The 26,754-nt window shown below is 70.0% G+C and carries 21 protein-coding genes and 3 tRNA genes; 17 read left to right on the top strand and 7 right to left on the bottom strand.

Annotated features, from left to right (window positions below; genetic code table 11):
• Position 1 precedes the first annotated feature (1 nt).
• Positions 2-844, top strand: a complete 843-nt coding sequence (locus IOE58_RS02200) for a C2 family cysteine protease (protein ID WP_193864776.1) — start codon at positions 2-4, stop codon at positions 842-844.
• A 27-nt stretch (positions 845-871) separates the two neighbouring features.
• Here IOE58_RS02200 and IOE58_RS02195 read toward each other — a convergent pair whose 3' ends face one another.
• The 3 genes from IOE58_RS02195 to IOE58_RS02185 all read right to left on the bottom strand — a co-directional run bounded on the left by IOE58_RS02195 (position 872) and on the right by IOE58_RS02185 (position 4,921).
• Complete coding sequence (locus IOE58_RS02195; RefSeq protein ID WP_193864775.1) at positions 872-1,525, bottom strand: SGNH/GDSL hydrolase family protein; 654 nt, start codon at positions 1,523-1,525, stop codon at positions 872-874.
• Between the two features lie 104 nt (positions 1,526-1,629).
• A tRNA-Met gene (locus IOE58_RS02190) sits at positions 1,630-1,703 on the bottom strand.
• Positions 1,704-1,813: 110 nt separating this feature from the next.
• Positions 1,814-4,921 carry a UPF0182 family membrane protein gene (locus IOE58_RS02185; protein ID WP_193864774.1) on the bottom strand — a complete coding sequence of 1,036 codons (3,108 nt, stop codon included), beginning with the start codon at positions 4,919-4,921 and terminating at the stop codon, positions 1,814-1,816.
• 135 nt (positions 4,922-5,056) lie between these two features.
• Here IOE58_RS02185 and IOE58_RS02180 point away from each other — a divergent pair, with 135 nt between their 5' ends.
• Positions 5,057-5,623 (top strand): PPA1309 family protein, encoded by a 567-nt coding sequence (locus IOE58_RS02180; RefSeq protein WP_193864773.1) that lies wholly within the window; start codon positions 5,057-5,059, stop codon positions 5,621-5,623.
• Between the two features lie 73 nt (positions 5,624-5,696).
• Here IOE58_RS02180 and IOE58_RS02175 read toward each other — a convergent pair whose 3' ends face one another.
• Positions 5,697-6,209, bottom strand: coding sequence for a single-stranded DNA-binding protein (locus IOE58_RS02175; protein ID WP_228018485.1), 513 nt, complete (start codon positions 6,207-6,209; stop codon positions 5,697-5,699).
• 216 nt (positions 6,210-6,425) lie between these two features.
• Positions 6,426-7,055 carry a superoxide dismutase gene (locus IOE58_RS02170; RefSeq protein WP_193864772.1) on the bottom strand — a complete coding sequence of 210 codons (630 nt, stop codon included), beginning with the start codon at positions 7,053-7,055 and terminating at the stop codon, positions 6,426-6,428.
• A gap of 283 nt (positions 7,056-7,338) precedes the next feature.
• On the opposite strand from IOE58_RS02170, the gene IOE58_RS02165 reads away from it, so the two are divergent.
• The 3 genes from IOE58_RS02165 (at position 7,339) to IOE58_RS02155 (ending at position 13,080) form a co-directional block, all read left to right on the top strand.
• Positions 7,339-12,006 (top strand): DEAD/DEAH box helicase, encoded by a 4,668-nt coding sequence (locus IOE58_RS02165; RefSeq protein WP_431831685.1) that lies wholly within the window; start codon positions 7,339-7,341, stop codon positions 12,004-12,006.
• Positions 12,007-12,060: 54 nt separating this feature from the next.
• Complete coding sequence (locus IOE58_RS02160) at positions 12,061-12,960, top strand: DNA-formamidopyrimidine glycosylase family protein (protein WP_193864770.1); 900 nt, start codon at positions 12,061-12,063, stop codon at positions 12,958-12,960.
• A 47-nt stretch (positions 12,961-13,007) separates the two neighbouring features.
• Positions 13,008-13,080: transfer RNA gene (locus tag IOE58_RS02155), tRNA-Arg, on the top strand.
• Between the two features lie 727 nt (positions 13,081-13,807).
• Here IOE58_RS02155 and IOE58_RS02150 read toward each other — a convergent pair.
• Entirely contained in the window at positions 13,808-14,335 is a 528-nt protein-coding gene (locus IOE58_RS02150) for an acyl-CoA thioesterase (protein WP_193864769.1), read from the bottom strand.
• Between the two features lie 67 nt (positions 14,336-14,402).
• Here IOE58_RS02150 and orn point away from each other — a divergent pair, with 67 nt between their 5' ends.
• Entirely contained in the window at positions 14,403-16,409 is a 2,007-nt protein-coding gene (gene orn / locus IOE58_RS02145; protein ID WP_193864768.1) for an oligoribonuclease, read from the top strand.
• 61 nt (positions 16,410-16,470) lie between these two features.
• Here orn and IOE58_RS02140 read toward each other — a convergent pair whose 3' ends face one another.
• On the bottom strand, positions 16,471-16,815 hold the full coding sequence (locus tag IOE58_RS02140) for a thiamine-binding protein (protein WP_193864767.1): 345 nt from the start codon (positions 16,813-16,815) through the stop codon (positions 16,471-16,473).
• Between the two features lie 236 nt (positions 16,816-17,051).
• On the opposite strand from IOE58_RS02140, the gene IOE58_RS02135 reads away from it, so the two are divergent.
• The 11 genes from IOE58_RS02135 (at position 17,052) to IOE58_RS02080 (ending at position 26,594) form a co-directional block, all read left to right on the top strand.
• Positions 17,052-17,303 carry a hypothetical protein gene (locus IOE58_RS02135; RefSeq protein WP_193864766.1) on the top strand — a complete coding sequence of 84 codons (252 nt, stop codon included), beginning with the start codon at positions 17,052-17,054 and terminating at the stop codon, positions 17,301-17,303.
• Between the two features lie 155 nt (positions 17,304-17,458).
• A tRNA-His gene (locus IOE58_RS02130) sits at positions 17,459-17,534 on the top strand.
• A 159-nt stretch (positions 17,535-17,693) separates the two neighbouring features.
• Positions 17,694-18,395, top strand: coding sequence for a TVP38/TMEM64 family protein (locus IOE58_RS02125; protein ID WP_193864765.1), 702 nt, complete (start codon positions 17,694-17,696; stop codon positions 18,393-18,395).
• Between the two features lie 308 nt (positions 18,396-18,703).
• Positions 18,704-19,492 (top strand): NAD-dependent epimerase/dehydratase family protein, encoded by a 789-nt coding sequence (locus IOE58_RS02120; RefSeq protein WP_193864764.1) that lies wholly within the window; start codon positions 18,704-18,706, stop codon positions 19,490-19,492.
• Positions 19,489-21,369, top strand: a complete 1,881-nt coding sequence (locus IOE58_RS14100) for a cytochrome P450 (protein WP_228018483.1) — start codon at positions 19,489-19,491, stop codon at positions 21,367-21,369. Before IOE58_RS02120 ends, IOE58_RS14100 begins: the two co-directional genes overlap by 4 nt.
• A 228-nt stretch (positions 21,370-21,597) precedes the next feature.
• On the top strand, positions 21,598-22,497 hold the full coding sequence (locus IOE58_RS02105; RefSeq protein ID WP_228018481.1) for an SDR family oxidoreductase: 900 nt from the start codon (positions 21,598-21,600) through the stop codon (positions 22,495-22,497).
• 255 nt (positions 22,498-22,752) lie between these two features.
• Positions 22,753-23,190 (top strand): ArsR/SmtB family transcription factor, encoded by a 438-nt coding sequence (locus IOE58_RS14585; RefSeq protein WP_228018480.1) that lies wholly within the window; start codon positions 22,753-22,755, stop codon positions 23,188-23,190.
• A gap of 7 nt (positions 23,191-23,197) precedes the next feature.
• Positions 23,198-23,719: a substrate-binding periplasmic protein gene (locus IOE58_RS02095; RefSeq protein WP_193864763.1), complete on the top strand. Its 522-nt coding sequence runs from the start codon at positions 23,198-23,200 to the stop codon at positions 23,717-23,719.
• Positions 23,719-24,738 (top strand): cation efflux transmembrane domain-containing protein, encoded by a 1,020-nt coding sequence (locus IOE58_RS02090; RefSeq protein WP_193864762.1) that lies wholly within the window; start codon positions 23,719-23,721, stop codon positions 24,736-24,738. The genes IOE58_RS02095 and IOE58_RS02090 overlap by 1 nt, the downstream gene beginning before the upstream one ends.
• 89 nt (positions 24,739-24,827) lie before the next feature.
• Positions 24,828-26,012, top strand: a complete 1,185-nt coding sequence (locus tag IOE58_RS02085; protein WP_193864761.1) for a zinc-dependent alcohol dehydrogenase — start codon at positions 24,828-24,830, stop codon at positions 26,010-26,012.
• Between the two features lie 6 nt (positions 26,013-26,018).
• A complete protein-coding gene (locus tag IOE58_RS02080; protein WP_193864760.1) occupies positions 26,019-26,594 on the top strand; it encodes a cysteine hydrolase family protein in 576 nt (191 codons plus the stop codon).
• Positions 26,595-26,754 lie beyond the last annotated feature (160 nt).

Below are 26,754 nucleotides of genomic sequence, written 5' to 3'. Positions count from 1 at the left end.
GATGAGCACCCCCGTCCCCGAGGCGACCGCTCACGGGCAGCGCGGGGCTCGCGTGCGCCTGCGCACCTGGCGACGGTCCCTGACCGCTTTGGCCGGCCTCCTGGGTCGCATCAGGGTGACCTCGTCCTCGTCGGCCTCGCCGGGTTCAGAGACGACATCCTCGCAGGGCCTGGCCCCGGGTCCGCATGCCGTACGATTCGCGCAGGACCGTGGGCCCTGGCGGCCATCGGCTCGGCCCCGCCAGGGACGCCTGGGCGACTGCTGGGTGATGGCGGGGATGCTCGCGGTGCACGAGACGGCTCCGGAGCGTCTGCGGGCGCTGATGACCCGGGAGCAGGACGGATCGGTGACCGTACGGCTGCCAGGAGCCGGGCATCCCGTGCGGGTGGATCGGATGATGCCGGTAGACGCAGCAGGCGTGTTCGTCTACGGCCGGCAGGACGGCGGAGGCCCCGGCTGGGCAGGGGTGCTGGAGAAGGCCATCGCCGTGCAGGTGGCGGGCGGCTACCGATTCCTTCAGCGGGGCTTCGGGCGCTTCGGCCTGGAGCTGCTGCTGGGCGAGAGGGGACGCATGCTGCTGGCGATGCCCACCGCCGGTCAGATCGAGGCCTGGAGGGCCGAGCACCGTGCGATCCTCGCCTCCACCCATCCGCTGAGCCGCCGGGTGCGCACTGCCCACGGCCCTCTGCCGCCGAACCACGTGTTCGCGGTGATCGGAGCGGAACCGGTCAGTGGTCACATACTGCTGCGGAATCCGGTGAACCCGGGGCGGGTGCTGCGGGTGGATGCACGCACGTTCCGGCGGGGGTTCATCTCGGTGGATGTCACCGGGCCGCTGCGCTGACCGGGCAGCCGGGAGCAGCCGGTCCCGTCAGTCCCGGGCGTCGTCGAGCCGTGCGAATTCGGCCAGCCAGGCGTCGGCGATGAGGCGGTGACCGGCGATCGTGGGGTGCACGCCGTCCTCGGCGATGCTGGCGGGTGTGTGCCCCACCGACCAGGCCCGCTCCATCACCTGCTCCAGGTCCACCACTGCGTGCCGGAACTCGTGGGCCAGATCGCGGATGACTGCCACCTTCTGGTCGAGATCGGCATGGAAGCCGGCCTTCTCCTGGTCGATGTCGGTGACGAAGGGGACCACCATCAGCACGGGCACAGCGGGCCGGGTGGCCGAGAGCTGGTCCAGCATGTACCGGTAGTCGCGCTCGAACTCCTCCGCGGTGACGGTCTCACCCCGGGTGAAGCCGTGCCAGGTGTCGTTGACTCCGATGTAGACGGTGATGACGTCGGTCTCGAGCTCCAGGCAGTCCCGATCGAAGCGACGCACCAGCTCCTGAGCCCGGTCGCCGGAGATGCCGCGGTTGATGACGCGGGCGGTGGGCTCGTGAGCGGCGAGGTGCTCGGCGATGAGGCGCACATAGCCGTAGCCGAGACCCTGTGGGTCCTCGGCGCGGCTGCAGTCCGTGATGGAGTCGCCGAGGAACAGGAAGGATCGCTGAGCGCGGGCAGCGGGTGCGGTGGCCGTCATGGGGCAATCCTGCCAGACGGCCGAGGAATCGGGCGAGCACGACTGGCCTGGAGGAATAGCGAAGGCCCTGATCAACATTCCTGCTGATCAGGGCCTTCATCTCGTAGCGGGGATAGGATTTGAACCTATGACCTCCGGGTTATGAGCCCGGCGAGCTACCGAACTGCTCCACCCCGCGGCGACGTCCTCCACTGTAGGGGGTGCGGCGTCGGCCCGTCCAGGCGGGAGGGCATGAACGTGGGACAGCCCACGTTCACGCCCCGTTCACCGCCGGGGTGGACCCGGCATTCAGCCGCCACTGCCCTCGAGCTCCTGGTTCGCCTGGATGGCGCGATCGAGTGCGTCGGCGACGCGGTCCTGGGCCTCGCCGTACTTGGCCCAGTCACCAGCCTCCAGGGCGGCCTCGGAGTCCTTGACCGCCTGGTCCATGTCGGCCAGGGCCTGGTCCAGTCGCTCCTGGGGAGTGCCCTCGCCAGGTGCAGCCGGCGCCGGGCTGTCAGTCTCCTCCCCCTGCGGCGCGTCGGTCGGGGCGTCGGTGGGCTCCTCCGCCGGAGCATCGTCCGGGGTCTCCACCGCACCCTCCCCAGTCTCGGTGTCGGCCGTGCCCTTGGCACCGTCCGGATCGGTGACCGCGGCATCACCGGCGTCGGCGCCCGAGTCGCCGCCGAACACCAGGTCCAGCGCCTCGTTCAGCGTGGGAGCGAACCCGATCTTCTCGCCGAAGGAGACCAGCACCATCTGCAGCAGCGGGTACTGGGTGCCGCCACCGGAGGCGGAGGACTGCAGGAACACCGGCTGCACGTACAGCAGGCCGCCGCCCACCGGGAGCGTGAGCAGGTTGCCGTTGATGACCTCGGAGTTGCCGGACTTCAGCAGGTTCAGCGCCTGGGACACATTCGGCTCGGCGTTGAAGGTGGCCTGCACCTGACCGGGTCCGTTGACCGGGTTGGTGGCCGGCAGCACCAGCAGCGTCATGTCACCGAAGGTCTCCGCTGGGTTGCCCTCCAGGCTGCCCGTCTCGGAGTCCACGGCCAGGAACCCGGTGAGCACGTTCTGCCCCTGGGCCGGGATGTAGCTGGAGGACAGCGTGAAGCGCGGATCATCCATCCCGGGCACCTGCATGGTGAGGTACATGGGCGGCTGCGGCGCCTGCTGACCGGCGGATCCATCCGGGTTCTGGGGGGCCGGCTGGGTGGGATCCGGGGGGATCTGCCAGAAGTCCTGCTGACCGAAGAAGTCATCCGCATCGGTGACGTGGTACGTGGCCAGCAGTTCGCGCTGCGCCTTGAAGTAGTCCGCGGGGTAGCGCAGGTGGCTCATCAGCTCGCCGCTGATCTCCGTGGCGGGCTGCAGGGCCTCGGGGAACACCTCGCCCCACGCCTTGAGGATCGGATCCTCCGTGTCCCACGCGTACAGCTTCACAGATCCGTCGAAGGCGGAGACGGTGGCCTTGACGCCGTTGCGCATGTAGTTGGCCTGCCGCACCCGATTGCCCGCAGTCTCCCCCGGTGTGGTCTGGGAGTCGTTGATGGCGTCGTCCAGATTGACGCTGCGGGAGTACGGGTAGTGGGTGGTGGTGGTGTAGCCGTCGACCACCCACACCAGCTCACCGTCGACGACCGCCGGGTACATCTGCGAGTCCAGCGACAGGAACGGTGCCACCTCCCGCACCCGCTGCTGCGGGTCGCGGTCGTAGAGGATCTGCGACTCGGGGTTGACGTAGTCGGAGATGACGATGTTGGGGTCGCGGAACTTGATGGCGTACAGGAGGCGGTTGAAGAAGGTGCCCACCGACGGGCCGCCATCACCCTGGTAGGTGTTGTTCACCTGGGTGCCGCCGTCCTCTTCCCCGGTTCCGAGCTGGTAGTCGAACTCCTCGGGTTCGGTACCCTCGGGGGCGCCGACGATGGAGTAGTCCGGGGAGTGGCGGCCGAAGTACACCCGCTCCTCGTACTCTCCCAGGGACCCGTCGCCGGGGACGCCGGACTGCAGGAAGCTGGGCTCACCGTCGGCGTTGCGGCGGTTGCCGTAGGCGGCGGCGGTGCCGTAGCCATGGGTGTAGATGATGTGCTGGTCCACCCAGGAGCGGCTGTCCAGCTCGAACTGGTCCGGGCGCAGCTCGCGCACGCCGATCACGGTGTCCTGCAGGGCGCCGTCGATCTCGTAGCGGTCCACGCTGAGCACCTCGTCGAAGCCCCAGTAGCGACGGTTGGCCTCGCGCTGCTCGAAGGTCTTGGAGACGATGTTGGGGTCCATCAGGCGGATCTGCGCGGTGGTCTCGGCGTCTTCGCGCAGGGCTCCCGGAGCGGCATCGGTGCTGGCTGCGTAGGAGACCTCGCGAACGCCGTCGATGGCGAACGCGGCACGGGTGGCGTCGATGCTGCGCTGGATGTAGGGCTGCTCGAGGGCACGCTCATTGGGGTTGACCTGGAACTGCTGGATCGCCCAGGGGTAGAGGTTGCCCACCACCAGGGTGGACAGCACCATCAGGCCGGCGCCGATGGCGGGGATCCGCCAGTCCGCGCGCACGATCCACACGATGAACAGGAACGCGACGATGATCGCGGCGATCGCCAGGATGGTCTGCGCGGGCAGGATCGCATTGACGTCGGTGTACGAGGCACCGTCGAAGCGGCCGTGCGGGGTCACCAGCAGGTCATAACGGTGGAACCAGTGGCCGAGCCCCAGCAGCAGCACGTAGACGGTGGCCAGCACGCCGAGGTGGCGGCGGGCCGCCTTGGTGACCTCGAGACCGCTCTCCTGCCCCCAGGCGACACCCCCGTACAGGAAGTGCCCCACCACCGCACCGACGATGGCGACCAGGCAGACGAACTGGCCGAAGGCGATGATCAGGTCGATCAGGGGCAGGGTGAACACGTAGAAGGAGATGTCGTTGCCGAACACCGGATCGGTCTCGCCGAAGGGCTGGGGGTGCAGGAACAGCTGGACGTCCTGCCAGCGGCGCGAGGCGGCGAGCCCGCCGAAGGCACCGATGACCAGGGGGCCGACGATGGTCAGGCCGCGGCGGAGCGGGTCCACGGCGGAGCGGAACTGCTCCAGGGCCTCCTGCTCCCGGGTGACCGGCGGGTACACGGGGCGCTTGGTGTAGGCGATGCGAAGGCTCAGGTACAGCGGCACCGCGAACAGCACGAAGCCGATCACGAACAGGATCGCCTCGGTGATCCACCGGGTGAACAGCACGTCGGAGCGCCCCAGCTGGTCGAACCACAGATAGGTGGTCCACACCTCGGAGGCGATGATCAGCGCCACCAGCAGGGCACCCAGCACGATCGCCGTGATGCTCAGCGGGTTCAGCTTCGGCCGGGAGCCGCCTTCTCGAGCAGCCGGACGCGGACGCGGGGAAGGGGTGTCACCGAAGGGGACGGAGAAGCTCACAGATGACCTCGTGTTGATCTCGGGCCCGCGGCCGCGACAGGCGCGGTGGGGGTCCGGGTACAGTGTGGTGCCCCCGCTGACGGCGGTGGCCCGTCCATTCTCTCAGGCGAACCTGTAAGGGAACCTCTCGATCTGATGACGAATCCGAGCCCTGACCCCCTTGATGCGCCCACGGCTGCCCTCGCCGCGGCAGTGCTGGAGATCGCCCGGCATGTCGAAGGCGAGCCGCTCGCCGCACCGCGCTGGTTCGCGCTGGCCAACGGTGCCCAGCTCCTCACGCAGCAGCCGGGGCTCGCGGCTCTGCTGGGAGAGGAGTCGGCGGCAGTGATGGCCGGCGACGAACTGCAGCTGATCTCCATCGAGCTCGACGAGACTGCTGATGCGGACAGTGCCGACCCGCTTCGCGCCCTGGCCCACGTCGAGTGGCCGGTGATGGCCGCCGGCGGAGTACTCGCCTGCGACCTCGCTCCCGAGCAGTGGTCCGTGCGCGAGGACGACGGCCCCAGCGCAGCCACCCCCGGGGCGGTGAGTGATCATGGGGCCGGCAGTACGGGACCACTGCGCATCGTGGTCGGCGCGCTCGAGGACGGCACCACGTGGTCGGCCCTGCAGCGTGACGGGGACCAGCAGTACACCCTGGGGGCCGCACTCCTCCCTGATCTGACCGCTGCACTGCTGGAGAGCCTGCAGCCCGCCTCCTGAACGGAGCGGACGTGCTGCGACTCCCGAGCGCCGGTGCACCGGCAGCCCGGGAGCTGCGCAGCCGGGCCCGCACTCAGTGCGAGGCCACCAGCGAGTCGTCAGCGGCCGTGTCCTGGTCGACCAGGCCCTCGGCACCGCCGTAGCCCAGCCCCTCCGATCCCCCCGCGGGGGCATCGTCCTTGATCTCGCCGGTGTCGTGATCGACGTCCGGGATGTCCGCCACTCGGGGCGGCTTGGTGAACTCGGCGGTCCCGAAGGTGAGGTCGTGGCCGATGGTCTCGGCGGTCAGCGTGAGCGAGTGGTACGTCCTACCGTCGTCCCCGGTCCACTCGGAGGTGCCCAGGCGGCCCGTGGCCACCAGCGGCTGCCCCTTCTTCACCGAGGCGATCACGTTGCGGGCCAGCTGGCGCCGTGCGTAGACGTTGACGAACTCGGTCTTGCGGTCGCTGTAGTCGTTGATGCTCGAATCGAAGTAGCGGGAGTTCACCGCGATGCGCACCATGGCGCTGATGTCGCCGTTGGGGAACTGCTTCTCACGGGGGTTGTCGGTGGCGTTGCCCACGACGGTGCTGCGGATCTCTTTCATGGTGGTGTCCTTCCTCGGTGCGGGGGCCGTCCCCGTCGTCGACTCCGTGCCGACCACCTCAGCGTGGCGAGCGCAGCGACGGGGGACCACCGGGTCACGGGGATTGGGGACGAACGGACTCTGGGGAGGAACTTCGTCGCCCACGACGACGGCCGGCCCCGCAGAGGGGACCGGCCGTCGGTCGTGGATCGGTGCGCGGCCGGGGCCGCGACGCGATCAGGCCTGGGGGACCACCAGGCCCGAGGCGTTGGTGCGGGCGTTCTCGAAGCGCGCCTGGACGTCAGCCCAGTTCACAATGTTCCAGATCGCCTCGACGTAGTCCGCCTTCACGTTCTGGTAGTCGAGGTAGAAGGCGTGCTCCCACATGTCCAGCTGGAACAGCGGGATCGTGGCCACCGGGACACCGTTCTGCTGGTCGTAGAACTGCTCGATGACCAGGTTGCCGCCGGCCGGCTCGTACGCCAGGACCGCCCAGCCGGAGCCCTGGATGCCCAGAGCAGCGGCGGTGAAGTGCTTGCGGAAGGCGTCGAAGGAGCCGAAGTACTCGTCGATTGCGGAAGCGAGCTCACCGGTGGGCTTGTCGCCGCCCTCCGGGGAGAGGGTCTTCCAGAAGATCGAGTGGTTGGTGTGGCCGCCCAGGTTGAAGGCGAGATCCTTCGAGAGCTGGTTGACGTTGCCGAACTCGCCGGACTCACGCGCCGCGGCCAGCTTCTCCAGGGCGGTGTTGGCGCCCTTGACGTAGGTGGCGTGATGCTTGGAGTGGTGAAGCTCCATGATCTGGCCGGAGATGGAAGGGGCCAGGGCCCCGTAGTCGTAGTCGAGATCCGGAAGCGTGTACTCCGCCATGTCGTCCATCCTCTCTGTTGGTCGTTCCGAACCCGAGGGGGTCCGGTGCCCTTCCATCCTGCCACGATCGTTCGAGGTGTGGTGAGGGGCCGCTGCACCCTCCGATCACGCGTTCAGGTGGAGAGGTCCAGATCGTCCCAGTCCCGGTGCGGGATCGGGGGCTGCCGCACCGCCCGATCCAGGGCCCACCGCGATCCGATCCGGTGTCCGATCCTGGTTCCGCATGCTGCCCCCCGCTCGCCGTCGTGCTGCGAGTGTCCCACCCACGGTCCACAATGGGGCGGTGGCACGACAGGACCGGGACGGCACCGCAGCAACGGGTACGGCGACCAGTGCGCTGGACCTGTTCAGCGCGCCCACTGCCCACTGGTTCCGCGAGGCGTTCGGCGCGCCCACGCCGGCGCAGGAGGGGGCCTGGCGCTCGGTGGCCGCGGGGCAGGACACCCTGGTGGTGGCGCCCACCGGGTCCGGGAAGACCCTCGCCGCGTTCCTCACTGCGATCGACCGGCTGGCCTTCGGACCTGAGGAGGACGCCCAGGAGCCGTCGGGCACCAGCGTCCTGTACGTCTCCCCGCTGAAGGCCCTCGGGGTGGACGTGGAGCGCAACCTCACCTCTCCCCTGGTGGGAACGATGCGGGCAGCGCAGCTGCTGGGCCATGCGCACCGATCGATCGAGGTGGGGGTGCGCACCGGGGACACCCCGCCCGCCGAGCGCAGGCGCCTGATCGCACATCCGCCGGACGTTCTGATCACCACCCCGGAATCGCTGTTCCTGATGCTGTCCTCCGCCGCCCGCGAGCAGCTGCGCTCGGTGCGCACGGTGATCGTGGACGAGGTGCACGCCGTGGCCGGCACCAAGCGCGGCGTGCACCTGGCCCTGTCGCTGGCGCGCCTGGATGCGCTCGCCGCGCACGCGATCCAGCGCATCGGCCTGTCGGCCACGGTGGAGCCGGCCGACGAGGTGGCGGCCTTCCTGGCCGGGAACGGTCGCGCGCAGGAGATGAGCGTGGTGCGGCCGCCCTCCCGGAAGGAGTGGGACCTGTCGGTGCGGCTGCCGGTGCCGGATCTCTCGGCGATCGAGCCCCCGGCCGACGCCGCCGATGAGGACGACGTGGCCGGCACGATCTGGCCGCACGTGGAACGCGCGGTGCTGGACGAGGTGCTCGCCCACCGCTCCACCATCGTGTTCACCAACTCCCGCCGCCAGGCCGAACGGCTCACCAGCAAGCTGAACCTGCTGCACCGCAGGCGCGCAGGCGCAGATGTCGACGACGTGGCCCGCGCCCATCACGGCTCCATGTCCAAGGAGCACCGCAAGCAGATCGAGGAGCAGCTGAAGGCCGGTGCCTTGCGCTGCGTGGTGGCCACCAGTTCCCTCGAGCTGGGGATCGACATGGGCGCGGTGGATCTGGTGATCCAGGTGGAGACCCCGTTCTCGGTGTCCTCCACCCTGCAGCGCATCGGCCGGGCCGGGCACGACGTGGGCGCCGTCTCCCACGGCATCGTCCACCCCCTGCACGCAGCGGACGTGGTGCGTGCCGCGGTCACCGTCGGCGAAGCGGTCGCGGGCAGGATCGAGCCGCTCACAGTGCCGCGCAACGCCCTGGACGTGCTCGCCCAGCACACCGTCTCCGCCGCTGTCGAGAACGACCTGGACGTCGAGGAGTGGTTCGAGCTGGTGCGCACCGCTCATCCGTACGCCGCTCTGCCTCGCTCCGCGTTCGACCAGACCATCGACCTGCTGGCTGGCCGCTACCCCTCCACCGCGTTCAGCGAGCTGCGCGCCCGCCTGGTTTACGACCACGAGCAGGGCACCCTCAGCGCGCGGCCAGGCGCGCAGCGCCTGGTGGTCACCAGTGGCGGCACCATTCCTGACCGCGGCCTGTTCCCGGTGTACATCGTGGCCGGGGACGACGACTCCCAGGCCCGGAGGGTGGGCGAGCTGGATGAGGAGATGGTGTACGAGTCGCGGCGCGGGGACGTGATCACCCTGGGCACCTCGTCCTGGCGGATCGAGGAGATCACCCACGACCGGGTGAGCGTCTCCCCCGCCTTCGGGCTGTCCGGGCGGATCCCCTTCTGGCACGGCGACGGGGTGGGCAGGGCCCCCTCACTGGGGCGGGCGATCGCGGGTTTCCAGTCCGAGATCTCTCGGCTCGAGGAGCCGGCGGCCCGCGAGCGCCTCGCTTCGCTGGGCCTGGACGAGAACGCCTCCGGCACCGTGATCGAGCATCTGGCCGAGCAGCGGGAGGCGACGGGGTCCGTGCCCGGCCCCCAGCACCTGGTGGTCGAGAGGTTCCTGGACGAGCTCGGCGACTGGCGCGTCGTGCTGCACAGCGCGCTCGGGCAGCGGATCAACGCGCCCTGGGCCCTGGCCGTCGGGGCCCGCGTCGAGGAGCGGTACGGCCTGGAGGGCCAGGTGATGGCGGCCGATGACGGGATCGTGCTGCGCATCCCCCACGGGGAGGAGCCGCCGGGGGCGGATCTGTTCGTGTTCACGCCTGAGGAGATCGACGAGGAGGTGCGGCGTCTGGTGGGCAGCTCAGCGCTGTTCGCCTCACGCTTCCGGGAGTGCGCAGCCCGCGCCCTGCTGCTGCCCCGGCGGGATCCCCGCTCCCGGGCACCGCTGTGGCAGCAGCGCCAGCGCGCCGCGCATCTGCTGGATGTGGCTCGGCCCCACCCGCAGTTCCCGATCATGCTGGAGGCGGCACGGGAGTGCTTGCAGGACGTGTACGACCTGCCTTCCCTGGTGGAGCTGATGGGGCAGGTGGCCTCTCGCCGCGTACAGGTGCAGGAGGTGGAGACCACCGCCCCCTCCCCCTTTGCGCGTTCCCTGCTGTTCGGGTACCTGGCCCAGTTCATCTACGACACCGACGCCCCGCTGGCGGAGCGCCGCACGGTGGCTCTGACGCTGGACCAGTCGCTGCTGGCGGAGCTGCTGGGCACCGTGAGCCTGCGCGAGCTGCTGGATGCGGGCGTGATTGACGAGGTCACCCGGCGCCTGCAGGGCCTCACGGAGGAGCGCGCGCTGCGGGGCGCGGAGGATCTCGCCGATGCTCTGCGACGCCTGGGTCCGCTCACCGCTGAGGAGATCGCCCAGCGCGGCGCGGACGGCGTGGACACCGGTGCTGCGATCGCCCAGCTGGTGGAATCCCGGCGGGCGATCGAGGTGCGCATCGCGGGGACTGCTCGCTTCGCCGCTGCGGAGGATGCCGGCCTGCTGCGCGATGCTCTCGGTGCGGCTCTCCCGGCCGGCGTGGCCGAGGTGCACCTGGCTCCGGTCGATCATCCGGTCGAGGAGCTGGTCTCGCGCTGGGCCCGGTCCCGGGGCCCCTTCGATGTGGGCGCCGTGGTCCAGGCATGGGGACTGGCTCCCGGAGTGGCCCGCTCCGCTCTGGAGGCCCTGACCGCAAAGCGGGTGCTGAACCAGGGGGAGTTCACCCCGGGTCGCGAGGGCACGGAATGGGTGGACGCGGACGTGCTGCGACGCATCCGTCGGGCCAGTCTCGCCGCCTCACGCCGGCAGATCGAACCGGTGGGGCCGGAGGCGTACGGCCGGTTCCTGGCCGACTGGCAGCACTTGGCGCAGCGGCGGGATGCCGGCCGGCGGGACCGTGCCGCGTGGTCCGGCGCGGACGGAGTGCTGTCGGTGATCGATCAGCTCACCGGGGTGTCGCTGCCGCTGTCCACCTGGGAGGCCCAGGTGCTGCCCGCCCGGCTGCCGGATTACGCAGCCTCCACGCTCGATGGCCTGTTCGCGGCCGGGGAGCTCACCTGGACAGGGCACGGCCGTCTGGGTGCCGACGACGGCTGGATCCGTCTGCACCTGACCGACGCCCTGCCGCTCGGCGTGGACGCGCAGGAGGTGGAGCACGCCGCGTCAGCGCTGGAGGAGGGCTCGGTGGCCGCCCGGGTGCTGGACCTGCTGCGCTCCTCCCCCGGTGCGCTGCGACACGGGGAGATCCTGCGGGCCCTCGCCGATGACGGTGACGCCGTGGGCCCGGCCGATCTGACGGCGGCGCTGTGGCACCTGGCGTTCGCCACTCTCCTCACCAACGACTCCTTCGCCGTGCTGCGCACCCACGCCCTCGGCCCGGCCCCCCGCTCCGGTGCGCGCCGCGGCGGCCGTTCGCGTCCCGCCTCCCGTCGGGGAGCGGCACGGCTGTCGGCCGCCATGATGCGCACCGGCGCCACCACGCCAGCTGAGCTGGAGGTGGCAGCGGGGCCAACGGCCACGGGCCGCTGGTCAGCAGTGCGCGTGCAGCCGGTGGACGCCTCCGCGCGAGCGGCGGCGATCGCCACCCTGCTGATGGACCGGCACGGGGTCGTCACCCGCGGAGCGATGGACGTGGAGGCGATACCGGGATCGTTCGCAGCCGTGTACCGAGTGCTGTCCTCCCTGGAGGAGAACGGCTCCTGCCGGCGCGGCTACTTCATCGACGGGCTGGGCGCCTCGCAGTTCGCCCCCACCGAAGCGGTGGACCTGCTTCGCGACCGTGACCGCGAGCAGGAGGCACGTTCCCACGGGAACGCGACGGGCACGCAGTCCGGCTCGTCGTTCGCGGTGCTGGCCGCGACCGATCCCGCGAACCCGTACGGTGCGGCTCTGCCGTGGCCCGTGCTGCCGGTGGAGCCACCGGAGGGCGTGACCGCGCGCCCGGCTCGTCGGGCCGGTGCGATCGTGGTGCTGCGCGACGGCGAGGTGGCCGCCTTCGTGGACAAGGGCGGCAAGCACCTGCTGTGGTGGGCGGGGCAAGAAGCGAGTTCCGAGGTCGCAGTGCAGCTGGTGCGCTCGGTCGCGGAGGATGCGGTGCTGCCGGCGCTGGCGATCGAGCGGATCAGCGGGCGTCCGATCACTGCAGAGCAGAACGCGCCCGTGGTGGATGCGCTGGTGGCGGCCGGCTGCTACCGCTCCCCGCGGTCGGTACGGGTGCGGGCCGGGGGTCGCTGATGAGAACGGTCCCGGCACTGCGACGGTTCCGCGGGCGGCGCGGGGAGGTCGAGCATGCCTGAGGGCGATACCGTGCATCGGCAGTGCCGGGTGCTGCACGAGGCCCTGGCCGGCGCCGTGCTCACCGTCGCGGATCTGCGTGTTCCCGGTGCGGCTACGGCGAACCTGGTCGGCTGGTCGGTGAGCGAGGTGGTGCCTCGGGGCAAGCACCTCCTGATCCGGCTGCTGCCACCCGAGGGCAGTATCGGCGATCCTGCACGCCCGCCGCTCACCTTGCACAACCATCTGATGATGGACGGGATCTGGCACGTGGACGGCAGGGCCCTGCGCTCCGGTGACACCTCGGCAGGACCGCGTCCCCCGCACACCCTGAGGATCCGCCTGCAGGCGCGGCACCCGGACGGCCGCACCGTGGTGGCGAGCGGCTACGACGTGAAGCAGGTGCGGCTGGTGCGCACGGCCGACGAGCACGAGCTGGTGGGCCATCTGGGTCCGGACCTGCTGGATCCGCGCTGGGGCGACCAGCACCGGGAACGGGCCGTGGCGAACCTGATAGCACAGGAGGATCGGGAGCTGGGCCTGGCACTGCTGGACCAGCGGGTGATGGCGGGGCTGGGCAACATCTACCGCTCCGAGCTGTGCTTCCTGCAGCGCGTCCACCCCACCGTGCCCGTCAGCAGCTGGCTGGCTGCGGGCGGGGAAGCCGGGGCGCTGGTGGATCTTTCCCGCCGACTGCTGGTGGTCAACAAGGACCGCGCAGTGAGGGTGACCACGGGCGGAATGATGGGCCGCGACGGTGACCTGTGGGTGTACGGGCGGGCCGGGAAGCCGTGCCGTCGCTGCGGAACCCGCATCCGCCGCGGCGAGATGGCCGATCCCAGCATCGAGGGCAGCACCGCCCGAGTGATCCACACCTGTCCCCGGTGCCAGGGTGAGCCTCCCGACGGCCGGTAGGATCGTGGCGCCGGTTCCACCCGGCACGTCGGCCCAGTCCGACGCCAGCCTCCATAGCTCAATGGATAGAGCAACGGCCTTCTAATCCGTGGGTTGCAGGTTCGAGTCCTGCTGGGGGCGCTCTGAGCCATACGAGGGGGGACCGGCATCACTACGCCCAGCGAGTCAGGACATTCACAGGCTCGAATCCATTGGTACCGCCACCCCTGGGTAGCGCTCGCGCTGACAGTGATTGGGGTCTGCCTGCTTGTCACTGCCCTGGCACTTCGCCTTCACGGTGATTCTGACGTCGACGCGGTCGCCTGCGAACTGCGCTCGTGGGCGATGTTCAGTGGGTTGTTCGCCTTCCTACTGGCGGGAGCGACCCTGGAGGGAAAGGCGCAGGAAGTCCTCGTCGCCAGAAGGCTGATGCTTCGGATCTTCCCCGCCGCTGATCAGACCCCTCCCCCTGTGACCCCGGCAGCCAGACGATGGTCGCCGATCGCCCGATGGTCTGGGCTCATCGTCTTCTTGATCGCGATGCTCTGGTCCATGGTCACGCTGGTCATGGAAGTAGCGGGGTACCTCGTTGGTCTGCTCTGACCGTTTACTGCTGCACCGAGAGGCCCTCTGACGCGGACATCTCCGTATCGGACACTCGGTCACGCAAACAGACAGTAGAAGCCGAGATGCAGCGCCGGTGGCACGTGCAGCGTGCCGGAGCGCGCACGGATGGTTGCGAAGACGACACCCATCGCAAGGATCCCCAGGGCCGGGAGCCAAGGGCGGCGCGGGTGCGGTAGCGCGACCACCGCCAGGATCTCCAGGGCCGCGCCGAGTCGGCGCCGTGCGGACTCGGCATCGTGCCTCACCGGTTGCGGGCGTGCCGCGCGGATTCCTGCGTCCAGTCCTGCACCCACGCTGGCACCTCTCGGTCAGCGGGCACGCCGCCCACCGCCTCGATCAGCTCGGCGCTGGTGACGGAACCGCCGGTCTTCTTCAGGAAGCGGGCGCGCACGACCGCATCGGCGATCAGCACCTCGCCGCGGTGGAAGCTCTGCTCCATGTACACCCAGGCCTCGTCGATGCCCATCACCCGGGTGCGCACCTCGAACTTCTCCCACAGCCGCAGGGACTTGCGGTAGGTGATGCCCTGACCGGCGACCACCGGGTACCAGCCCCGCTCCTGGGTGACCTTCCAGAAGCCCGAGCGGAGCATCAGGTCCATCCGCCCCAGGTCCAGGATCGACAGGTAGCGCCCGTTGTTCATGTGCATCAGCACGTCCAGGTCCAGCGGGTTCACCCGGAACGGGGTGCGGGCCGTGTCCCAGATGGACAGGCGGCGTCGGAACCTCACGCGCACCATCAGCACCAGCAGGCGGAAGAACAGGTTCACGTCGGCTCCTTCACCACGTCGGGGACCCGGGTGAGCCTACTGGAGGGTCACCCCGTAGTCTCTTCCCGTGAGCTCTTCTCCTACGCGCAGCAATCAGGACCGCATCATCTGGGTCGACTGCGAGATGACCGGCCTCGACAAGCAGCGAGATGCGCTGGTCGAGATCGCCGTCCTCGTGACCGACGCCGATCTGAACATCCTCGGGGACGGCGTCGACGTCGTGATCAAGCCTCCGGCGGAGGCGCTCACACAGATGGACCCCTTCGTGCGCACCATGCACACCACCTCGGGGCTGCTGGAGGAGCTCGACGGCGGGATGACCCTGGCCCAGGCGGAGCAGGCGTGTCTGGACTACGTGCGTCGGCACTGCCCGGAGCCGGGCAAGGCGCCCCTGGCCGGCAACAGCGTGGGCACCGACCGCGTGTTCCTGGACCGCGACGTGCCGAAGTTCGCCGGGCATCTCTCCTACCGCACCATCGACGTGTCCAGCCTCAAGGAGCTGGCCAAGCGCTGGTTCCCCCGCGTGTACTACAACATGCCCCGCAAGAACGGCGGCCATCGTGCACTGGCGGACATCCGCGAGTCGATCCAGGAGCTGAAGTACTACCGGCAGGTGCTGCTGGTGGCCGAGCCCGGCCCCACTACCGCCGAGGTGCAGGCCGCGGCGAAGTCCTTCGAACTGCCTGCCGTTGGCGCCCCCGCAGCTGCCACCACAGGGGACGCCGCAACCACCGAGAACGCTACGACCGCTGAGGACACCACCGTGACCATCGACTCCCCCGCAACCGAAGGCCCTGCCGGATCCACCGCGGAGGGTGCCACCGGCGCGCGCACTCCGTGGCTGGACGTGCCCGCGCACCGCACGTGGCTCGAGGGCGAGGGCGACGACCTGCTGGTGTTCGCGACCGACTCAGCACGTGAGGACGGCGGCTTCGCCTGGCTGGACGAGAACGGCGAGGCGGATCTCACCCGCCCCTCCGAGCTGTGGATCACCTGCCGCATGACCCACTGCTTCGCGCTCGGCCACATGATGGGCCGCCCCGAGTTCGGACGGTTCGCCGACCACGGCGTGGCCTCGCTACGCGGCGTGTTCCGCGACGCCGAGCACGGCGGCTGGTTCGCCTCCGTGGCCGACGGTCGGCCCGTGGACGACTCGAAGCAGGCCTACGCCCACGCCTTCGTGGTGCTCGCGGCGGCCTCCGCCACCGCGGCAGGCCGGCCCGGCGCCCGGGGCCTGCTGGACGCGGCGCTCGAGGTGCTGGATCAGAAGTTCTTCGACCACTCCGCCGGGATGAGTGTGGACACCTTCGACCGCACTTTCACCGAGTGCGAGGCCTACCGCGGCATCAACGCCAACATGCACACCGTCGAGGCGCTGCTGTCCGCGGCCGACGTCACCGGCGAGCGCCGCTGGCTGGACCGGGCCGTGGGCATCATGACCCGCGCGATCGACGAGTTCGCCCGCGGCAACGACTGGGCGCTTCCCGAGCACTTCGACGTGGACTGGAACCCGCTGCTGGACTACAACCGCGAGGAGCCCAACCACCCGTTCCGTCCCTACGGCGCCACCGTGGGCCACTGGATCGAGTGGGCTCGCCTGGTGCTGCACGCCCGCGCCGCCCTGCTGGCGGCCGACGGCTCCGCCCCGGAGTGGATGCTGGAGGCGGCCACGGCACTGATGGAGAAGTCCGCCGACAGCTTCGGCACGGACGGTGCGCCCGGGTTCGTGTACACCGTGGATTGGGACGGCACCCCAATGGCGCGCGAGCGTATGCACTGGGTGGCGGCCGAGGCCGTGGGTGCTGCAGCGGTGATGTACCGGGTGACCGGGGAGCGGGTGTGGGCCGAGCGCTACGAGCAGTGGTGGGAGTACATCTCCACCTACCTGCTCGATGCGGACGGGGGCTCCTGGTTCCACGAGCTCGATGCGGACAACGAGCCGCAGGGCGTGACCTGGCCGGGCAAGCCGGACGTGTACCACGCCTTCCAGGCCACGATCATCCCGCGCCTGCCCGTAACGCCCACGATGGCCGCTGCGCTGCGCGAGGGGATGCTGGACTCCAGCAGGGCCTGATCCCGGCGCGGATCAGTTGCGGCCCAGTGCCCGCTCCATCCGCTCGATCTTCCCGTCGAGCTCACCGGTGCGGGCCCAGTGCCCGCTCCATCCGCTCGATCTTCCCGTCGAGCTCACCGGTGCGGCCGGGCCGGATGTCGGCCTTCAGCACCAGGGACACGCGGGAGCCGTAGCGCCCTGCCGCGTCGGTGGCGCGGCGCACGACGTCCATCACCTCGTCCCACTCGCCCTCGATCTCGGTGAACATCGAGCTGGTGCGATGGGGCAGCCCCGAGTCCCGCACGATCCGCACGGCGGCAGCGACCGCGTCGTGCACACTGGCGCTGTCGGATCCCTCCTGCAGGGCCCGACGCAGGGTCGGGTCGGAGGGCTCACCGGTGGGCTGGACGGAGAAAGCGACGATCATGCGTCCCACTCTGCGCCGCGGCAGGTCCTCTGGCAACCCTCCCACCGCTGAGTGCCGGCGGATCAGTCCTGGCGGTCGTCGGGCCGCGACCGTCACCCGGCCGCGATGGGCAGCCGGCACATCCCGCGGATCGAGGACGCTCCGACGATCGTCGGAGGCATCCAGTCCCTTGGACGGGTCAGGTCGCGACCCCGGAGGGGTGGGTCAGTGCCGCAGCTGCTCCTAGCGTGGAGGCCATGAACATGGCACCCCTGCACGACGACTCCGACGGCCGGCCCGATCGGTCTGGACACGGTCCCGCCTCGCTGCTGTCCAACCCGTATGCGCTGATCGCTGCGGTGTTCGGCATGGTGGGCGTGGGCATGATGATCGGTGGCAACAACGCAGGCCTGCCGTTCCTGGTGACCGCCCTCAGTTTCCTGGTGATCAGCTTCGACGGGAGCGCCGAGGAGACTGATCCCCATCACCGGCCCGACACCCGCTCCTGATCGGCTCTCACCGCGTGGGCTGCGGCTCCGAACCCCTTGGTCAGCATCGTCCCGTCGATGCAACGCGTCTCACACGAACAGGTGGCCCACCAGGCCTGATCCAGACCCGCAGAGACGGTATGCTTGTCTCTCGTTGCGGTCGATGACTGCACATGGTGGTCGTAGCTCAGTTGGTAGAGCTCCTGGTTGTGGTCCAGGCGGTCGCGGGTTCAAATCCCGTCGATCACCCCAGAGAACGCCCTGGTGACAGGGCGTTTATCTTTTGCTCGGCGAGGTCCCCGGCATCGTGGCGGGCCGATGACCGCCTCGATCCGGCAGGGGCCTGCTGTCATCCGCTGTCCCTCACATGGGCATGGCGCAGCGCTCCGGAGCGCCGACTATCCTTGCGCGGTGTCCCACCCCCCTGACTCCTCGCGCACCGACGACGGCTTCCCCGTCATCCGGACCATCGGCCTGGTGATCGTCGCACTGGTGATGATCTGGCTGGCACTGACCGTGCGCCTGCCGGGCATGGACGCTCTGCGCGACCGGATCGACGACTTCGGCTTCTGGAGCTGGGCCGTGTTCATCCTGGTCTACGCGGGGGTGGCCCTCACCCCAATCCCGGTGACCGTCATGGCACTGGCCGGAGGCCTGCTGTTCGGGGTGACGATCGGCAGCGTGCTCTCGGTGATCGGAGCGATGCTGGGAAGCCTCGCCGGCTATGCGATCGCACGCGGTTTGGGCAGGGAGACCGTACTGCAGCTGCTGGGATCCCGCCGCAAGACCCTCGAGGAGCGGCTGGAGGACGCCGGCTTCGAGGCCGTGTTCACGCTGCGCGTGCTGCCGGGCATGCCGTACTGGCCGATCAACTACGCGGCCGGGGCCCTGGGCGTGCCGTTCCAGGTGTTCGCGGTCGCCTCCCTGGTCGCGTCGATCCCGGGCCAGGTGTCCCTGGTGGCGATCGGCGCGTTCCTGGGCCAGCCCACCGTCGCGATGGGGGCGGTGGTCGCCATCGCCTGGGTCGTGGTGATCGTGATGACGATCTGGGCGTGGCGATCGTGGAAGGGCACAGCGAGGCTCCCTCTGCCCGGGTCGTCCGACGGGGACTGAGACCGAAGCACGATCGGGCCGACGCCGCGGCCGTCTGGTAGGACTGAGCTTCCGCGGCCGTCCGACAGGACCGAGCTCCCGCGGCCAGCTGCTGCGGCACAACTGTTGCGGCACGGCTGCCGCGGCACGGCTGCTACGGCACTGCTGCCGCGTGCACGACCGCCCGGTCGTTGCCGGGCGTTCGTGCGCAGTAGAGCACCGCTGCCCCGCGCCTGCGCACCACGTCCGCCCTGCAGTCCCGGCCCCGACCGAACAGATGTGTGGGGACCGACGGGCCCCGCGGTGCCGCCGCCACCCATAATGGGGCCATGAACACGTCGACGAAGAAGCGAGTCCTCATCACCGGCGCCACCGGCGGGATCGGTTTGCACCTGTCCGAGGTGCTGGCCGGTGACTACGACATCGTCCAGCACGGTCGCACCCCCAAGAACGAGGAGCAGGAGAAAGTGCTCCAACGCGCGGACCTCGGCAACTACGACGAGGTGCTGGGCCTGATGGACGGCGTGGACACCGTGGTGCACATGGCCGGCTCCGCCTCCCCCGAATCGGACTGGGACTCCGTGCTGGAGGCCAACATCATCGGCCTGCGCAATGTGCTCGAGGCCGCGCGGGAGTCCGGCGTGAGGCGAGTCGTCTTCGCCTCCTCCAACCACGCGATGGGCATGTACGACCGGCATGAGCAGTGGCCGGTGTACCCCGATCAGCTCCCCCGCGGCGACTCCCTCTACGGGGTCTCCAAGATCTTCGGCGAGGCCCTGGGGCGCTTCTACCACGACGAGCACGGGCTGGACTTCATCGCGCTGCGCATCGGGTGGATGAGCGAGGACCCGTTCAGCGCGGACGAGGACATCCTGCACGCCATGTGGCTGAGCCCCGGCGATTGCGAGCAGGTGGTGCGCCGGGCGATCGAGGCCGAGGTGACCTTCGGTCTGTACTACGCGATCTCCGACAACCCCAACCGCCGCTGGTCCATGACCAACACGACCCTGGAGCTGGGGTACCGCCCCCAGGACTCCTGGACCGACCACGCGCCCGGCCCCGAGGACGTGGTGGAGGGCGGCGAGGACGTGCGGGACGACTGGCCCAAGGATTCATGAGCACGACCGCGGCCGCGACACGGCTGGTGGTCGCGCTGGCGGTCCTGACCGCACTGGTGTCCAACGCGGTCACCGCCTGGCAGGACGGCCTGCTCGCGCAGAACCTCTCCTACTTCACCAACCAGTCCAACCTCGCCTTCGTGCTGCTGGTGGCCACCGGGCTGCTGCTGCGGGGGCGCAGGCCGCCGTGGTTCGAGGACGCCCGCGGGGCAGTGGCGTTCTACCTGGTGATGACCGGGATCATCTACGCACTGCTGGTCGCGCCACTGGAGGAGCTCACCCGCTGGGACATCGGCTGGACCGGCATCGTGCTGCACCGCCTGGCGCCGGTGGCGGCACTGCTGGACTGGATGTTGACCCCGCGCACGCACCGCCCGCGCGCGGTGCGGATCCTGTGGTGGCTGCTGTACCCGGTGCTGTTCCTGGTGTTCACCTGGGTGCGGGGCGGGATCACGGGCTGGTACCCGTACGAGTTCCTTGATCCCACGGCCTCCTCCTGGACGCAGGTGCTGCTGACCACCGCGGTGGTGCTGGTCGCGTTCGTCTCCATCGCCGCCGTGATGCACCTGCTCGGCGGCCGCCTGCGCAGGCCCCTCCGCCCCCGCCCGGACAGCCGGATGCGGCGATCCCAGCGGCGGTCCCACCGGACACATCGCCTCCGCAGCAGATGCAGCGCCCCTAGGCTTGAGCGCATGAGCATCCCCCTCTACGACCCCACCGGCGTCGAGCCCCGCTCGGCCACCGACGAACAGCGCGCCGAGGGCCCCCTGGCCCGCACCCCCGACGGCCACTGGATGGTGCTGGGGCATGCGGAGGCCGTCGAGGTGGCGCGCGATCACGAGGCGTTCTCCTCGGCCGTCTCCCGCTTCCTGCAGGTCCCCAACGGCCTGGACGGTGCCGAGCACACCGCGGTGCGCGTGGCCACCGATCCATTCTTCGGTCCCGAGGAGATGGCCGCCTTCGAACCAGCGCTGCGTCGGATCGCCCACGACCTGGTGGGCGAGCTGATCGCCGACGTGGGCCCCGCCGGCACCGAGATCGATGCCGTCTCCGCGATCGGAGCCGTGTTCGCCGTACGTGCGCAGACCGCCTGGCTGGGATGGCCTGCCCAGCTCGAGGGCGAGCTGCTGCAGTGGATGATGGACAACCGCGAGGCCACCCGTTCGGGCGAACTGGCCCGCACCGCCGAGGTGGCACAGCGCTTCGACGCCATCATCGACTCGGTGCTCGCGCCGCGACGGGAGCTCGGCGATGACGCACCCGAGGATGTCACCACCCGGTTGATGCGTCAGCGGGTCACCGTCTCCTCCGAGGACGGCGAGCCGGCCGGCGAGCGCCCACTGCGGGACGAGGAGATCGTCTCGATCCTGCGCAACTGGACCGGAGGCGACCTGGGCTCGATCGCGCTGTGCGCCGGGGTGTTGCTGTCCGCTCTGACCACCATGCCGCCGGTCGCAGAGCGACTGCGGGTGGGCAGCTACGCGGAGGCCTGCGCGATCGTGGACGAGCTGCTGCGGATCGACGACCCGTTCGTGCAGAACCGCCGCAGGGCCACCTGCCCGGTCACCCTCGCGGGCAACCGGATCGAGGAGGGCGAGAGGCTGATCATCCACTGGACCTCCGCCAACCGCGACGAGAGGGTGTTCGCGGATCCGGACCGCTTCGACCCCGAGGGCAATGCGCCGCACAACCTGGTGTGGGGCATCGGCAAGCACGTGTGCCCGGGCCGCCCCCTGGCCACGCTGGAGCTGGTGGTGCTGCTGCAGGAACTGCTGGCCGCAGCCGACGTCACGCCGGCCGAGACCGTGGGCCTCAGGTCCTTGGCGCCCACCGGCGGGTGGAGCCATGTCCCCGTGGTGCTGAGCCCCCGCGGCTGAGCGCCCGCTTCTGAGCCCCCGCTGCTGAGGACACCGGCGGTGAGCCCGCTGTGGGCGCACACGCACCCGGCGGGCCCGCTCCCTGCGGGCCTGCTCCCGACACATCCTGCTGCCCGTCGAACGGCCCGTCCGCGCCCTCCTTGCGACCTGTCGGTCGGCTCCCCTCTTCCGGGCCGGTGGCTCGTACGCCTACGGTGAAGGCATCCTGCCACCGTCGAAAGGACCGGCATGACCGCCAAGGACCAGCTCGTCTTCTGCAACCCCGTCACCCGATTCCCCGAGATCACCCCACCGAAGCAGGACCAGCCCGAGCCCGGCCTGGATGCCGAGCTCGAGCCGCAGAGCGACCGCGGCGAGGACTCCTACCGCGGCACTGGCCGCCTCGAGGGCCGCAAGGCCCTGATCACGGGTGCGGACTCCGGCATCGGCGCGGCCGTGGCCATCGCCTTCGCTCGCGAGGGTGCGGACGTGGCCCTGTCCTACCTGCCCGCCGAGGAGGAGGACGCCCAGCACGTCAAGAAGGTCATCGAGGAGACCGGCCGCAAGGCCGTCCTGCTGCCCGGTGACCTGAGCAAGAAGGACTTCTGCACCCAGGTGGTGGAGGACGCCGTGCGTGAGCTGGGCGGCCTGGACGCCCTGGTGAACAACGCCGGCAAGCAGATCGCCCTGGAGGACCTGGCGGAGCTGGACGACGAGCAGTGGACCACCACCTACGAGGTCAACATCCACGCCATCTTCCGTATCACCAAGGCCGCCCTGAAGCACCTGCCGGCGGGCTCCACGATCGTGAACTCCACCTCGATCCAGGCGTACGAGCCCTCCCCCACCCTGGTCCACTACGCCTCCACCAAGGCCGCGATCAACAACTTCACCAAGGGGCTGGCCCAGCAGCTCGCCCCCAAGGGCATCCGTGTCAACGCCGTGGCACCGGGACCGATCTGGACGCCGCTGCAGGTCAGCGACGGCCAACCCAAGGAGGCCCTTCCCGAGTTCGGCAAGAGCACACCCCTGGGCCGCGCCGGCCAGCCCACCGAGCTGGCCCCGGCCTATGTGTTCCTGACCTCCTCGGAATCCAGCTACGTGTTGGGCGAGACCCTCAACGTCAACGGCGGCATGCCCTCCCCGTGACCGGAGCCGCCGCACTGGATCTCCGCCCGGCGCGCCGTGCCTAACGCCCGCCCCTCCTCTCATGGATGGGGCGGGCGTTCGCTGTGACAGCTCGGCCGCGCCATCCGATTTGTCATGCTTGGCGATGTGCGGGACGGGAATGCCCTTTCCAGCCCGGAACTGTCGCCGGCGCCTCACAGGCGTCCCTCCGTTCGTCACCGACCCTGCCGGAGAGGATAGGGAGCAGGGACGGCCCTGCAGCAGCACTGAGAAGACTTGCACTTCCTCCAGATCCGCCGTACAGCTGCGCTGCGCGAGGGTGAGATGCCCGTGGGGGCGCTCGGCGAGGCCGTCGGCAAGCCCGTGCCCGCGGTGTCCCAGCACCTGGCGAAGCTGCGGATGACGGCGATGGTGGAGTGCCATCAGGAGGGCAACCGCGTGTTCTACCGGTTGACCAACGACCATGCCGCACGGCTCGTGACCGACGCGATGCACCAGGCGGAGCACGCCGCGTCCCCGAACCCGCCGCGTCCCCGAACCCGCCGCGTCCCCGAACCCGCCGCGTCCCCGAACCCGCCGCATCACCGGACCGGAGGGCGGGACCGCGGGCTGACCTTGGACCCCCGCGGAGTAGGGTGGCCGGCATGTCCTCGTGGCCATCGGTCGCATCAGCGACAGCGCCGTTCTCCCCGCCAGTCACCTTCCGACTCGTGAGCCGGCCATGCACCCCGGGCCTCTTGTCGGGCCCCGACGCGCACGGCTTCGCCGCACCGTCGCCGCGGCAGCAGCACTGATCGTGATGCTCCTGGTCACCACTGGGTGCCTGGGCTCGATGCCCCGGGATTCCCAGGGCACCCTGGACCGTGCGACCGGTGGCGTGCTGCGGGTGGGCGTCAGCGAGCATCCCCCTTTCACCGTCGTCGGGGAGAACGGAGATGTCAGCGGGGAGGAGGTCGATCTTATTCAGCAGTACGCCGCCGGCATCGACGCCCGGATCGAGTGGACCGCGGGACCGGAGAGTGTGCTGTCCGAGGCGATGAAAAACGGTGACCTCGACGTGGTGATCGGCGGGTTCACCGCCGATGCCCCCTGGACCAGCACCATCGCCTTCCCCCGCCCCTACACCACCCTGGAGCGGCCCGACGGTTCGACCGCGAAGGTGGTGATGGGCGTTCGGCCCGGGGAGAACGCCCTGATGGTCGACCTGGAGCTGTTCCTGGCCCGAGCGGCGGGCGAGATCTGATGGCACAGCACACGGACCCGGGCGGAACAGGCGCGCACGGCGCAGCCCAGGGGCACCATGCGATGGGCGAGCAGCAGCGCGAGACCCTGCGCCGTGCGATCCGCCTGGAATGGATCACGATCGCGTGGGTGAGCGCCACCGTGGTGCTGGTGGGGCTGGTGGCCGGCCAGTCCCAGGCCATGCGCGCCGCCTGGGCGGAGGATGCCCTGTCCCTGCTGCCGCCGGTCGCCTTCCTGGTCGCCACCCGGTTCATCCGCCGCCCCTCGAGCCGATCGCACCCATACGGCCACCATCGGGCGATCGGCGTGGCGCACCTGGTGGCGGCTCTGGCCCTGCTGGGCATGGGCAGCTATCTCGCGATCAGTTCCGCGATGGGTCTGATCCGGGTGGAGCGGCCTCCGGTGGGGCTGATGGTGATCTTCGGACAGCCGATCTGGACGGGGTGGCTGATGATCGCGGTCATGGTGGTCACCAGCCCCGGGCCCGTGGTGCTGGGGCGTCTGAAGAAGAGGCTCGCCGAGGACCTGCACGACAAGGTGCTCAGCGCCGACGGCGACATGGGCAGCGCCGACTGGCGCACCGCGATCGCCACCGTGGTGGGCGTGCTGGGGATCGGCATCGGCTGGTGGTGGGCCGACGCCGTGGCTGCGATCATCGTGTCGGTCTCGATCATCAAGGACGGCGTGCACAACCTGTGGTCCGCCATCGCGGGGCTCACCGACACCGAGGCCCGCACGGTCGATGGCTCCGAGCCGCACCCGCTGACCCTGGAGGTGGAGCAGCGGGCGCTCGCAGAGCCCTGGGTCGCCGATGCGTCGGCTCGCGTGAGGGACCTGGGCCACGTGTTGCACGTCGAGCTGTTCGTGGCGCCGCACGCGGGTATTGCTCCGCAGCTGGAGCAGCTGGAGGCGCTGCACCGCCGGGTGTGCGAGCTGGACTGGAAGGTGGACGACGTGGTGGTGGTGCCCTGCAGAGAACTGCCGTCCTCCCAGACCTTTCGGTCGACGCTCAGGGACTGAGCATCCCCCCTCGTTAAGGTGGAGGGCACGCTCGGGCAGCCGGATCCGGAATCGGATCGGCACCCGCACACCAAAACGGAGGCCGGATCATGAAGGCAGTCACCTGGCAGGGAACTCGGAAGGTCAGTGTCGAGGAGGTGCCGGATCCCGGCATCCAGCAGCCCACCGATGCGGTGATCGAGGTGACCTCCACCGCCATCTGCGGCTCTGATCTGCACCTGTACGAGGTGCTGGGTCCCTTCATGAGCGAGGGAGACGTGATCGGCCACGAACCCATGGGGATCGTGGTGGAGACCGGATCCGAGGTCACCCACGTGCGGGCCGGCGACCGGGTGGTGGTCCCCTTCACCATCTCCTGCGGGCACTGCGCGATGTGCACCGCGGGCCTGCAGTCCCAGTGCGAGACCACCCAGGTCACCGAGTACGGCTCCGGGGCGGCCCTGCTGGGCTACTCCAAGCTGTACGGGCAGGTGCCCGGTGGGCAGGCCCAGTTCCTGCGCGTCCCCCACGCGGACTACGGGCTGGTGAAGGTGGGCACCGAGCTGCCCGACGAGCGCTACCTGTTCCTCAGCGACATCCTTCCCACCGCCTGGCAGGCCGTGAAGTACGCCGACGTCCCCGCTGGCGGCACCCTCGCGGTGCTGGGCCTGGGGCCGGTGGGCCAGTTCTGCGCGCGCATCGGCCTGCACCTGGGCTCACGAGTGGTCGCCATCGATCCCGTGCCCGAGCGCCGCGAGATGGCCTCCCGCCATGGGGTGGAGGTGTTCGACATGGGCAAGGACGGCATCGAGGCCATCCGGGAGTCCACGTCCGGTCGGGGGCCCGACGCCGTGGTCGATGCGGTGGGGATGGAGGCGCACGGCAGCCCCGTGGCCGGCCTCGCCCATCGCGCCACCGCGCTGCTTCCGGACGCGGTGGCGCGGCCGATGATGCAGCACGCCGGACTGGATCGCCTGCAGGCTCTGCACACCGCCATCGAGCTGGTGCGCCGCGGGGGCACGGTGTCCCTCAGCGGCGTGTACGGGGGCGCGGCCAGCCCCATGCCATTGCTGACCATGTTCGACAAGCAGCTGCAGCTGCGGATGGGCCAGTGCAACGTGCGCTCCTGGACCGACGAGCTCCTGCACCTGGTGGAGGATTCGGCCGATCCGCTGGGAACCGGCGATCTGGTCACCCACCGGCTGCCGCTGTCGCAGGCACCGGCGGCCTACGAGATGTTCCAGAAGAAGCAGGACGGCTGCATCAAGGTGGTTCTGGAGCCGAAGAAGGGCTGATTCCTGGTGACCGCATCCCCCACCGAGCACCGGGACGCACTGCTGCTGGTGGACCTGCAGGAATCGTTCTTCGAGACCCCGGAGCTGAAGGAGCGCCGGGCCGTGGTGGCCGAGGCCGCCAACCGGCTGCGCCAGGCCGCGGATGGGGCAGGCGTGCCCGTGTTCGTCATCACCACCGTGCACAGCCGGGACCGCTCCACTTGGACCCTGTCCATGCTGGAGGACGAGCAGGGCTACCTGTTCTCAGGCGACCCGGGCACGGAGGTGATCCACGAGCTGGACACCGAGCGCACCACGCGGCTGGAGAAGACGCGAGACAGCGCTTGGTTCGGCACGGATCTGCTGCTGCGAGTGCACAATCTCGGCGTGGACCGGGTGGTGATCGCGGGGGTGTCCACCCACGCGTGCATCGCCCAGACCGCCCGGGACGCCTACGCCAACAACATCCGGGCCGCGATCGTGCCCGACGCGATCGGCGATGAGCGACCCGACCACCGCGAAATGGTGCTGGACCAGCTGGTGGAGGACCGCCAGGCCGAGCTGGTCCCGCTGGAGGAGGTCATCGGCACCTGGAAGGAGTGACGCCGTCCGCTGAGCGCCGTCGGGGGCAGGTCACGACTGCTCTCACGGGCATCGGGCCGGCCTGTTTCCTATGGTCGAAGAATGAGCGGGCCAGCAGATCCAGGAGGCCAACCCCCAGCGCGCAGCTGCACATGTACCCGCAGGCCGGGCACATGTTCGC

Origin of the sequence: Brachybacterium epidermidis (assembly GCF_015209585.1) — a bacterium.
GTDB classification, from domain to species: domain Bacteria; phylum Actinomycetota; class Actinomycetes; order Actinomycetales; family Dermabacteraceae; genus Brachybacterium; species Brachybacterium epidermidis.
This window is presented reverse-complemented; position numbering and strand designations above follow the sequence as displayed.